Source organism: Rossellomorea orangium, from assembly GCF_019334305.1.
Classification (GTDB): domain Bacteria; phylum Bacillota; class Bacilli; order Bacillales; family Bacillaceae_B; genus Rossellomorea.
On record NZ_JAHWGH010000016.1, the window covers coordinates 1 to 10,290 of the forward strand.

Below are 10,290 nucleotides of genomic sequence, written 5' to 3' on the forward strand. Positions count from 1 at the left end.
AGCAAGAACTGCCACAACATTTGATATTAGAGTTTCTCCTACTCCAACAGTCAACACATCGTTCCTTTGGATGGCTGAGTAAACTGAACAATCGGACACAAATGCGCAGCAACTAAATATTAAATGAAGAGTCACTTCGGTGGCTCTTTTTATTTTGAAAAGGTGGTGGATTAATGCTCATCATCAAAGATATTCACGGCACCACAGAGCCGTTGTCGGACTTCACCGGACTAGAAGTAAACGAAGAGGTAAATGGTGATTTCTCGATTAACTTAGTCGCACTCAACACCGAGCGAAACAAACACGCTTATCCGTTACTTCAGGAAGAGTCAACGATCGAATGGTCCGATCACGAGTTCCGAGTCAAAAAAATTACACAGACCCCTAATCGCAAGGTCGTTTCGCTCGCTAACCATGTATTCTTCGACTTAATCGGTCATCGAGTGTACGACATATTCGGCGGTTCAAAAACGGTGGATGAATGCTTCTCAATCGTTTTGACCGGCACCGGATGGACATACGAAGTTGTGGACGACATTGACCCTCAACTTCTTTTTAATTCCGGAGAAGATAACGTACTGGCTCTCATTCGTCAGATATGCGATACCTATGAATGTGAAGTGAAAATCGAACCGAACAAACACCTGCGAATTTACAAACAGATTGGCGCAAACGACGACTTCCAATTTCGCTATAAACACAATATCAAGGCGATAAAGGAGAACGTGGATACCACGAAGCTTGCAACGGTCATCAAAGGATTTGGCGGTGACGGATTAGAGGTTACGTATACCTCGCCTAACGCATCTGTTTACGGTGAAAGGCACGCAGAACCTGTGAAGGATGACAGATATACGATTCCCAATTCAATGATTGAACGGTTGAAGCGTGAGCTGACGGACGTACCGGAAGTGAGTATTGAGATTGAAGAGGTGCTTCTCGATTTTTCGCCTAACCTTGGCGATACTGTCTGGTTGATCCACGAAAAGTTAGGAATCGAATTTCAAACTCGCATAATGGCTCGCAAAGATAAACCGTTACTAAAAGGGAAATCGACTGTCACGCTTGGCAATCGTCCGAATAGGCTGACGGACATTCTCACGAAAACAAAAATCGAAATTGATGAGAATAAGAAAGAATTCCGGTCACGCATTGAGCAGACAAACGAACAAATACGTTTAGAGGTCGAAGAGGTTAACGAGTCGATAGCTGCCGTCAATGTTAGGGCTGACAATATCATTCTAAGCGTAGAGCAATTAGACGAATCAATCGCACAGGTTGACGTTAAAGCCGATAACATTCAATTAAGTGTTTCATCACTTAACAGTCGAATGAGTAGTGCTGAATCGTCCATCAGTATCCAAGCCGGACAGATAACGTCAAAGGTTTCTACGAATGATTTTAACGGTAATACAATTGCTTCGAAAATCAATCAATCATCCACGACCATTACACTCGATGCTCAGCGAATAAATATGCTTGGGATCACGAACGTAAATAACACGTTATTCGTCGGTGAAAACTTTCGGGATTCTACTCCTAAGGGAATTTACTTTAGAGGTAATCTCGGAGGGGTTGTTATAACGAGTCCGGGTATAGATTCACTTTACGTCGGGTCCGGCACAATGCAATTTGATACGGATATCAGTTTTTACAGTGGTTCAGTTGTGGATTTCTCAAATGCCACCGTTACAGGGATTAACACGACTGCGAGGTTCGGATAATGCCAAGTTTAGTCATTCAAGGTCGGGGTACTGATTATATTCGCATGAGAGTAGAGGGACTGTCGCTTCCAGCTAATCAATATACGTTTAAGTTAGTGAACAACACGACAGGATCATCATTTTATTTATCTGGAAGTGGAGGGTATGACGGCAGCTACTACTACTCATCAACTGACGGTTTCAATTCGCTAAGTTGCGGGACGCTTTATAATTTCACTGCGGAAGTGTTACCTCCTAATACAACAACTTGGCGATATTATACAACAAGTTCATATACGCTGGATTGCCCTCCTTCACCGCCAGGGACACCTACTATCAGCCTTTATTCAGTGAATGGAAAAGACATCACGGTTAAAGTTGTAACGAAAGGCAGTACCACAGGAATTCGTTTCGATTACGGATGGCAAAGTGGAACGTATGATTACACCATGAACGCCAGTAGCTATTCGACTTATTATCATTCGTTCACGGTACCGAATTACGATTCATTTTACACAATTGATGTTATCGCTTATAACGACACGAGCTATAGTAGTTGGGCTTATACGACCTTTTCAAGTGGTCCATCACCTACCCCTCCAAGTGGAGTAGGGTCGATTATTATTGGAAGCGTTGAACAAACAAGTGTTTATGTTAATTGGGACGATGCCACAAACTTCACGGATTACAGAGTTGAATATAAATTAGCGACAAGTTCATCTTACACGTTTGTTTCATATCGTTCGGTATCAAATTATACTCTCTCAGGGTTATCGGCTGATACTGAGTACGATGTGAAAGTGTATGCTCGTAGGCAACTGTCAGATGGATCGTATATAAACGGTACACCATCGGTAACACGATTCAAAACAAAAGGAAATAGACCGTCTGATTGGTCGTGGTACACACCTAAAACCAGTGGCGGAAACTTTAATATAACGGCTGGCGAGTGGAATAGTTTCACGAACCGAATAAATGACTATCGGCTTTACAAAGGATTTCCATATTACAACTTTACCACTGCAACATCGGGCTTGTCGTTTACAGCCAGCAAGTTCAACGAAGCTTGTAGTGCAATATCGGCAATGAATCCACCGACAGTTCCACCTTCGAGTAAAAGCATAGATGATATTATCTACGCCACCTATATCAACCGATTAAGAGATAGTATAAATTCAATCATCTAAAGGAGTGCTTATATGAATATTTCAATTAACTTTCACGATAACGGAACAATTACAGCTGACTTCACGGATTACAACGCAGAATCTTTGGCTCAGAAATTAAACGATCCCCAAATCACAATGATCACAGTCGGTAATGTGGTAATCAATAAGGGGAATATTAAATCAATACTTCCAGAAACACCGACGGATAATCCAAACGTAAATGTATATTTAAACGATGGGATCACGGTACCTGTGTTTATTGAAAGTTATGATGCTAATGATGTTGCGGTTGACCTAAACAACCAGAAGAAAGTAGTAGTTGATCTAGGGGAATTAATCGTACATCGTAATGGTGTCAAGATGATCGCACCAGTTCAATAAAGAGACTGGCACCCATTGTGAGGTGTCATTTTTAATGCTTAAAAGGGAGGTGCAATCAGAGTGGAGGAGAGACAGAAAATGTTCATTATACCAATAGTTGAAGTTGTACTATCCCTTATTAGTTTGTGGTGGGGTGTTGTTTTGTTTAATAGCCCCAATTTGTTTGACGATTTGCCGGAGGTCTACCGTTTTTTTGGCGAGGTTGCCCCTGAGTATGTATGGGCTTTCGTCTTTCTGTTTTCTGCGTTGGTAAAGATATTAGGGATCATCATACGCAAAAAGAAGCTAAGGAAATTCGGTTTGTTCATGTCAGCAGTAATTTATGGGATTATATCATCGGGCTATTATTTAGGATTGGGATTTTACAGCATCGGTTTCGGGGTTTTTGGACTTATATCCTTTATGGCCTTATGGGGAATAAGGGAGGTAGGCAGTAGAAATGCCTGAGACTGTAGCAGTATTAATGGAAAAGGTCAGTAACTTAGAACGTGAAATGAGAGACGTTAAACAAGAATTAAGGGATCACGTAAGGGAAAATGATATTGAACACGACAAAATGAACGACGACATCGTAGATGTAGCCACATCAATTGGCAGAGTGGAGATCATGTTCACTCACATCAAAGATACTCAATCAGATATGAAACAGGAAATCAGCAAGATCGCTGCATCTGCCGGTAGAGACCAGGGGTGGAGAGCGTTAATCACTGATTTAATCAAAATCATATTACTCATTTGTGGATTTGTCGCATCAGGCAAATTCTTTTTTTAATTATAAGGAGGAATACACATGGAACAATTATTATCACTTGATTTTGGGGCATACGTTGCACTTGCGTTTATTCTTTATGTCATCCGTGAATCGGGTAGAGTCTCGAACACGGTTATTCCACTTGCTGGGCTTTTATTAGGATTAGGATTCGCTTTCTTTGAGTATAAGGAGTTTGATTTTGAAGTTATGCTTGAAGGAATCAAATACGCTATGTTGGGTGTTGGAACTGTGGCCGGTATTAAATACGCTCAAGAAAAGGATGATCGGTAATGGTAGAGCTTAATTATAAGGTTAAGCATATCAAAAAACACTTTTCAACCAGACCTGGAATCAAACTTTTAAGACTTCAAGCTTTAGTGGATCATTGGACAGCTAATTTCGGAGCTACTGCACAAGGACATTTCAAATACTTTAATGAAACGTTGCCCGATCAGAATGACCGGGAAAGAATTGAAGCAGCACATGAGGGAAGGGAAGAGAAGATCCGTTATGCTTCAGCACATATTTTTGTTGATAAAAACGAAGCAATTGAGTTAGTACCTTTGGACGAAGTGTGTTTTCATGCGAATGACAGAACTTTGAAGCTTTCTTCATTGAGGGCCACTTCGAAGCAGTATCCAGGTGGTAACGCAAATTTATTAACTATCGGGGTAGAAATGTGCGTTGAGAAAAACGGAACCATCCACCCAGATACAATCGAACGCGCACGATTAGTAATTAAAATGCTTCAAGATAAGTTTTCTCAATTAAGAGATACAAGAAACAGAGTGGTTCGTCACTTCGACGTTACAGGAAAACCATGTCCTTTACCTTTTGTGGAAGATCAACAAAAGTGGAACGCATTCCTTCACTCGATTGATCAACCGGTAAAAGGTGATGTAACTATAGCGAATCAAGAGGAATCTAAAATGAATGATGAAGGTGAGGAAACTATGAAACCATCAAACGATACAATTTCAAACAGTGTAGCAGTCGTATTAAAGCGGTTAGAATCTAAGGAGAACGGTATCAGTGCTAAGTGGAGAGAAGACTTCTTAAACGGTAAGCTATCGACTTCTGATGCTATCGGGTTAATTTATGTTGCTCTGGATCGTGCGTTAATTCAAGGTGAGAAATAAATCATTGACAAGCTTCCTTGTTTAGAATATTATGTATGTATAGTTTAATTTTGGTATATACATTTTATATTTTAATTTAATTTCACACACATTTTAATTTAATCTAATTTAATCAATTCTAACTTAATTTAAAACTTAATTTAATTTTATATTTTAGGCTGATAGAAGCCCAAATTACAAAAATGATTTTATATAACTGCATAACTTTATATTTATTTGATCTAGAGTTATGGAGTAGTATGTATTTTTGTCCTTTGGGCTATTTACTATTCCTTATTCTCTAGTTCATGCAGTTATATAACATCAAAAATTAGAGAGGGGAAACAACAAATGAAAACAAATGTATTGAAAACAGAGGAACAATTCTTAGACACGTATCACGAAATCAGAGGTCTAACGGATGACAAAGAAGTCCAGGACCTTTTAGATAAGATGCTCAACCTGGCTGCGGACTTCGTGGACGCTTCAGTGATGCAATACAAAGAGCAACTGATCAATCATATTAACTCATAAAAAACGCCCTCTACTCACTCAGTAGGGGGCTTTTCTTCTTTAATCATCTTGGCCATTTCATCTATGGTGCAGACGGCATCATAAACTTTATCCGGATCTAAACCCATCTCCTTAAAACGGAAGATGACCTCTTCCCACGTTTTCTTCATACTCCTTCACCTCATTTTTAATATCTTCATCCCCATTAACCTGGATCTTCTCTACTAGCATATCTCTGCAACCATGTTCTCTCCATACTTGGTATTTCCATTTGGAAGCAAGTTCGATCAATTTCTTTCTGCTGCAGTCGAAACGATTAAAACGCAGGATCCCGGTATCTTCAATCCTCACGTGTAATTGTATATCGTATTTCAATTATCGTCCCTCCTATATAGATCATCGACCTTTACTCCTAATAAATCGGCTAGCATAAAAGCCTTATCCATCGGTATGTAACTGTGACCAGTTTCATAATTCCTCAATTGCTTAACTGTGACCCCTAGTTTATCTGCCACAAAACTTCGTTTATAACCACTATTATCAACAAGCTCTCTAATAACGCATTTTATCATATCCATCACCTATTACATATATTCGGCAGCAGTATGTCTTATCCTCTAGAAATTTAATTTCCGAAGTACAGGCAATATTTTGGGCGTATATCCATACAATGCCGTATACAAAGAAAAGAGGAGTGATGTAAAAATCGAACCTTTTACATTCGGTATTGTCGCAACTGGAATATTTGGAGGTGGTCTATTAGTCATTACAGCCATGGAAAAGAGTGGAATGTCCATCAATGAGGACTTACTTGTGATCGTGGTCGAGGTTATCAAAGCCGGTGCGTTTCTTAAACTCATTTCACTGGTCAGTAAACTGTTCTTGTAGTGAAAGAGTCATTGAACAAGATACTAACTGATACTTATATTGTCTGTCTTGTCATGGCTCGTCTGTTTTAATTCAACTTGATATATTATCATATATCTTTTTCCGATGCTTCTCATCGTAAAAACAGGAGGGTGATTTTTATGGTTTTAATCGTGTGGAGATATTGCAGATGGTGTTGTAGAGAAAAGGATGATTTTTATGGGGATATGTGTACGGACTGCATGAGTCAATGATTGAGCTTCTAACCATCCCGGCCGTTATCGTAGGAGCTGCCCTCATCCCTCGAAAGAAAAACGATAAGCGAACAATAAAACAGGTACTAGTCAATCGGAAGGTATGCTTCAAAAAAGGCGATAACCTTATCTACCCTAAACTCAAATCCACTCGTGACAGAGGAACACATACCACATATATCTACACGTTGCCCAGAGGGATGCCAAGTGAAGTATTTGATAAACTACTCCCAGCATTAAAAGAAGCGTTAAACAGAGAAGTGGAGTACGAATATGAGGGAGTGTTGAAACTGAGAGTATTCAAAGATAAGCTACCGACGAAATGGAATTATGACGAGTCACTGATACAAACCGGAACATGGGAGGTCCCGATAGGCAAAAATCATCGTGGGATCCTTTACCACAACTTCGACCACTATCCTCACATGCTTGTCGGTGGGGTAACTCGATTCGGTAAGACAGTATTCATGAAAGAAGCCTTCCACACGTTGCTGATGAATCAATCAGATAACGTAGAGTTCTATATACTCGATTTAAAGGCCGGGTTAGAATTCTATAAGTATAAAGCCTTCCCGCAGGTAAAAGAGGTCGCCTGTGATGTGTATGAAGCAGCAGAGACACTTATAAACGTGACGGATGAGTTAAAACGTAGGGAATTAATGTTCCGGGATAAAGGATACACAAACATCTTAGATACTCCTATCATGAAACGGACATTCATCATAGTGGATGAAGGGGCTGAACTGTCACCAAATATCGTAAAGGATAAGAAGGCGAAGAAGTATGCAGAGTTTTGTCAGGCTGCCCTAAGTGAGATTGCTCGTATTGGAGGGGCGGTAGGTATGCGGTTGATCTATGCGACGCAGTACCCTACAAAAGAAGCGGTCCCTATGCAAGTGAAAATGAACATTGTCGCTCGTATGTCATTCATATGCGCTTCACGTATCGCAAGCCAAGTGTTATTGGATGAAGTGGGAGCTGAGGATCTACCTTCTATACCGGGAAGGGCCATATACATGGTCGAGAGGAAACGCACCGTCCAAGTACCGTACATTGACGATAAAATGATTTATAAGATGATGGAGGGAGAACATGAAGCAAGAAAGGCTAGAAAGTATGTTAATGACCATCGACCGATTGGGGATAGTGAAGATCAAACACCTACAACACATTCATAAATTAGGCAGCTACCGAAATGCTTGTAAGATCGTGAACGGGTTGAGTGAGTACACGCATCAAAAGTACTGGAATAAAGAGAAGGTTGTTTATCTCAATGAAAAGGGACGTAAACTCATTGACTCTGAACACAGTGTTACCATGTCCCTCAACACCGAACATTACCTTTTAAGAAATGACATCTATATCCACTTTGACTGCCCACACGATTGGGATATAGAACACACCTTTGAAACAGTCGCAGAAGCACCGTCACGGACAGATATTATTATCCAAGGCATAAAGCCTTCAAACAAAAGAAAACTCGTAACAGACGCTTATTTCACACGTAACGGCTACACCTATCTGATTGAGATAGATAACAAGCTGAACATGGCAGACAACCGAAAGAAGGTGAACAATTATGCAGAGATTCTTCCACTTATACGTAAAGATTTCAACGGTGCGCCCATTCTCTATTTTTTTACCCACACCCAGGACCGTAAGAAGAAGTTATCAGCGTGGTTAAGGGAGAGAAGCATTAGACATGAGGTTGTGATGTACGGTGAGATGAAATAATCTCATCGTTTTTTTATTGCTTAATAGGACAATCTCTCGCTCTCATAACCTATATAGAGGTGATTGAGTGATGAAGGTAATCATAACCAAAGGAAAACATCATGACGATTGCGTGAAAATTTGCTATGATTATATATTGAATAAGTATAGAAAGGAGATATTTGGAACAAATCAGGAAAAGAAAAGGGTGAAAGAAAGTGAAAGCAATATACGTTCGAGTGAGTACGGAAGAACAAGCGACTAAAGGGTACTCTATTCAAGGTCAAATCGACTCATGTTTAAAGAAGGCTGGAACATCTGATGTGCTGCAGTATGTAGATGAAGGGTGGACCGGGGAAATCATTGAACGTCCAGGTTTAACGAAGCTGAGAGAAGACGTGAAAAGGGGAATTGTTGATGAACTAATCTGTTATGATCCAGACCGGTTATCTCGTAAACTTATGAATCAATTAATACTTGATGACGAGTTTAAAAGACAGGGAGTTAAAATCCTTTTCGTTAATGGTGAATACGCAGAGACTTCTGAGGGTCATCTGTTTTTCTCGATGCGTGGTGCCTTCTCTGAATTTGAAAAAGCTAAAATCAAGGAACGTACATCAGGTGGTCGTAGATCCAAAGCCAAAAACGGCAAGGTAGTTAAAAACAATCACCTATATGGTTACGACTTCGACAAAGAAAAAAGTATGTACGTCATTAATGAGGAAGAAGCTAAAGTGGTCCAAATGATTTTCGATTACTATACAGATCCCAAGTATGGATTCGAAGGAATGAACGGTATTGCTCAACACCTTACTGATTTAGATATTCCACGTAAACGAAATGGAAAGGTCTGGCACAGGAACGTGGTTAGACAGATTTTAACGAACCAATCGTACACAGGTATTTATATACAGAACCGTTGGAATACAGAAGGTGGTTATGTAGCTAAACAAAGGGGCGAAAAGTTCATTCAAAGCGTTAGGGACGAGGAAGAATGGATCATAAATCAAATACCACCAATCATTGATGAGGTTAAGTTCAAAAGGGCGCAGGATTTACTCCAACACGGCAGAAGACGAAGCTCCGGGCATTCCTCACACGATTATTTATTGAGTGGTTTGGTGCGTTGTGGGCAATGTGGAAGAACCATGACCGGTAGAAGAACATTATCGCACGGTAAAGACTATTTTATCTATACATGCAAAAAATCAAACCCTGGATACAGAGGAATTTGTTCAAGGCAAATCAGCGAGAATAAATTGAACGATGTTGTGTGGGATAATGTTTATGGGATTATCAAAAATCCAGACCTTGTAGATGCTATGGAAGATGGTAGCGGCAATGATCATTTAGTAAAAGAACTTGAGATGATCAACATAGAATTGGAAAAAAATAAAAAAGGCCGACAACGCCTGGTTAAGCTCGTCAGCCTTTCAGAAGATATTGATACTACAGATATTATAGAAGAACTCGGACAAATGCAAGAGCGATACAATAAGTTGAATGAAAAGAAGAATGGAATCGAGAATGAACTTGCTGCGGAACCTTCTATTGATAAAGAGAACATTGAATCCATTTCAAACAGATACAATAATATAGTAGAAACTCAACTCGACAGAGAAGATAAAAAGGAATTAATTCGGAGTTTGGTGAAAGAGGTAATCGTGGTTGATAAGGATACAGTAAGAATCAATCTATTTTGATGCAGTAACCTTATGTAATTAGGATTTCATTTTCTATACATCGTGCGGCATATGTGGCAAGTTTCGTTCCTTTTCCTTCTGAATAACTTTCGATCGCTTTAATCAATCCGATGGTCCC

General features: G+C 39.8%; 15 protein-coding genes and 1 pseudogene. 12 read left to right on the forward strand and 4 right to left on the reverse strand.

Annotated elements, in window-relative coordinates; all coding sequences use genetic code 11:
• Positions 1 to 173: 173 nt before the first annotated feature.
• The 8 genes from KYJ26_RS14290 (at position 174) to KYJ26_RS14325 (ending at position 5,656) form a co-directional block, all read left to right on the forward strand.
• Complete coding sequence (locus KYJ26_RS14290) at positions 174 to 1,724, forward strand: phage tail spike protein (protein WP_219168078.1); 1,551 nt, start codon at positions 174 to 176, stop codon at positions 1,722 to 1,724.
• A 428-nt stretch (positions 1,725 to 2,152) separates the two neighbouring features.
• Complete coding sequence (locus KYJ26_RS14295; RefSeq protein ID WP_219168079.1) at positions 2,153 to 2,890, forward strand: fibronectin type III domain-containing protein; 738 nt, start codon at positions 2,153 to 2,155, stop codon at positions 2,888 to 2,890.
• Between the two features lie 12 nt (positions 2,891 to 2,902).
• Entirely contained in the window at positions 2,903 to 3,253 is a 351-nt protein-coding gene (locus tag KYJ26_RS14300; RefSeq protein ID WP_219168080.1) for a hypothetical protein, read from the forward strand.
• Between the two features lie 60 nt (positions 3,254 to 3,313).
• Positions 3,314 to 3,700 (forward strand): hypothetical protein, encoded by a 387-nt coding sequence (locus KYJ26_RS14305; protein WP_219168081.1) that lies wholly within the window; start codon positions 3,314 to 3,316, stop codon positions 3,698 to 3,700.
• Positions 3,693 to 4,025, forward strand: a complete 333-nt coding sequence (locus KYJ26_RS14310; RefSeq protein WP_219168082.1) for a hypothetical protein — start codon at positions 3,693 to 3,695, stop codon at positions 4,023 to 4,025. The genes KYJ26_RS14305 and KYJ26_RS14310 overlap by 8 nt, the downstream gene beginning before the upstream one ends.
• A gap of 18 nt (positions 4,026 to 4,043) precedes the next feature.
• Positions 4,044 to 4,295, forward strand: coding sequence for a hypothetical protein (locus tag KYJ26_RS14315; protein ID WP_219168083.1), 252 nt, complete (start codon positions 4,044 to 4,046; stop codon positions 4,293 to 4,295).
• Positions 4,295 to 5,143, forward strand: a complete 849-nt coding sequence (locus KYJ26_RS14320) for a peptidoglycan recognition protein family protein (protein ID WP_219168084.1) — start codon at positions 4,295 to 4,297, stop codon at positions 5,141 to 5,143. Before KYJ26_RS14315 ends, KYJ26_RS14320 begins: the two co-directional genes overlap by 1 nt.
• Before the next feature lie 330 nt (positions 5,144 to 5,473).
• Positions 5,474 to 5,656, forward strand: a complete 183-nt coding sequence (locus KYJ26_RS14325; RefSeq protein WP_219168085.1) for a hypothetical protein — start codon at positions 5,474 to 5,476, stop codon at positions 5,654 to 5,656.
• A gap of 14 nt (positions 5,657 to 5,670) precedes the next feature.
• Here the strand turns inward: KYJ26_RS14325 and KYJ26_RS23995 are convergent, their stop codons facing one another.
• The 3 genes from KYJ26_RS23995 to KYJ26_RS14335 are packed head-to-tail and all read right to left on the reverse strand — an operon-like array spanning position 5,671 to position 6,213.
• A complete protein-coding gene (locus KYJ26_RS23995; protein ID WP_257475056.1) occupies positions 5,671 to 5,805 on the reverse strand; it encodes a hypothetical protein in 135 nt (44 codons plus the stop codon).
• Positions 5,768 to 6,010 carry a hypothetical protein gene (locus KYJ26_RS14330; protein WP_219168086.1) on the reverse strand — a complete coding sequence of 81 codons (243 nt, stop codon included), beginning with the start codon at positions 6,008 to 6,010 and terminating at the stop codon, positions 5,768 to 5,770. The genes KYJ26_RS23995 and KYJ26_RS14330 overlap by 38 nt, the downstream gene beginning before the upstream one ends.
• Positions 6,007 to 6,213 carry a helix-turn-helix transcriptional regulator gene (locus tag KYJ26_RS14335; RefSeq protein ID WP_219168087.1) on the reverse strand — a complete coding sequence of 69 codons (207 nt, stop codon included), beginning with the start codon at positions 6,211 to 6,213 and terminating at the stop codon, positions 6,007 to 6,009. The genes KYJ26_RS14330 and KYJ26_RS14335 overlap by 4 nt, the downstream gene beginning before the upstream one ends.
• 73 nt (positions 6,214 to 6,286) lie before the next feature.
• Between KYJ26_RS14335 and KYJ26_RS14340 the strand changes: the two genes are divergently transcribed.
• From KYJ26_RS14340 to KYJ26_RS14355, 4 genes are all read left to right on the forward strand, one after another.
• Complete coding sequence (locus KYJ26_RS14340) at positions 6,287 to 6,523, forward strand: hypothetical protein (protein ID WP_219168088.1); 237 nt, start codon at positions 6,287 to 6,289, stop codon at positions 6,521 to 6,523.
• Positions 6,524 to 6,731: 208 nt separating this feature from the next.
• Positions 6,732 to 7,934 (forward strand): FtsK/SpoIIIE domain-containing protein, encoded by a 1,203-nt coding sequence (locus tag KYJ26_RS14345; RefSeq protein WP_219168089.1) that lies wholly within the window; start codon positions 6,732 to 6,734, stop codon positions 7,932 to 7,934.
• Positions 7,849 to 8,490, forward strand: a complete 642-nt coding sequence (locus KYJ26_RS14350) for a hypothetical protein (RefSeq protein ID WP_219168090.1) — start codon at positions 7,849 to 7,851, stop codon at positions 8,488 to 8,490. The genes KYJ26_RS14345 and KYJ26_RS14350 overlap by 86 nt, the downstream gene beginning before the upstream one ends.
• A 197-nt stretch (positions 8,491 to 8,687) precedes the next feature.
• Positions 8,688 to 10,172, forward strand: coding sequence for a recombinase family protein (locus KYJ26_RS14355; protein WP_219168091.1), 1,485 nt, complete (start codon positions 8,688 to 8,690; stop codon positions 10,170 to 10,172).
• A 16-nt stretch (positions 10,173 to 10,188) separates the two neighbouring features.
• Here the strand turns inward: KYJ26_RS14355 and KYJ26_RS24385 are convergent.
• A pseudogene (locus tag KYJ26_RS24385) lies at positions 10,189 to 10,290 on the reverse strand (sigma factor); the annotation flags it as partial.

What these genes read in the sequence shown, in the direction of transcription:
- KYJ26_RS14290 (WP_219168078.1), top strand. Translation starts at nt 174, where the DNA reads ATGCTCATCATCAAAGATATTCACGGCACCACAGAGCCGTTGTCGGAC.
- KYJ26_RS14295 (WP_219168079.1), top strand. Translation starts at nt 2,153, where the DNA reads ATGAACGCCAGTAGCTATTCGACTTATTATCATTCGTTCACGGTACCG.
- KYJ26_RS14300 (WP_219168080.1), top strand. Translation starts at nt 2,903, where the DNA reads ATGAATATTTCAATTAACTTTCACGATAACGGAACAATTACAGCTGAC.
- KYJ26_RS14310 (WP_219168082.1), top strand. Translation starts at nt 3,693, where the DNA reads ATGCCTGAGACTGTAGCAGTATTAATGGAAAAGGTCAGTAACTTAGAA.
- KYJ26_RS14315 (WP_219168083.1), top strand. Translation starts at nt 4,044, where the DNA reads ATGGAACAATTATTATCACTTGATTTTGGGGCATACGTTGCACTTGCG.
- KYJ26_RS14320 (WP_219168084.1), top strand. Translation starts at nt 4,295, where the DNA reads ATGGTAGAGCTTAATTATAAGGTTAAGCATATCAAAAAACACTTTTCA.
- KYJ26_RS14325 (WP_219168085.1), top strand. Translation starts at nt 5,474, where the DNA reads ATGAAAACAAATGTATTGAAAACAGAGGAACAATTCTTAGACACGTAT.
- KYJ26_RS23995 (WP_257475056.1), bottom strand. Translation starts at nt 5,805, where the DNA reads ATGAAGAAAACGTGGGAAGAGGTCATCTTCCGTTTTAAGGAGATGGGT.
- KYJ26_RS14335 (WP_219168087.1), bottom strand. Translation starts at nt 6,213, where the DNA reads ATGGATATGATAAAATGCGTTATTAGAGAGCTTGTTGATAATAGTGGT.
- KYJ26_RS14350 (WP_219168090.1), top strand. Translation starts at nt 7,849, where the DNA reads ATGAAGCAAGAAAGGCTAGAAAGTATGTTAATGACCATCGACCGATTG.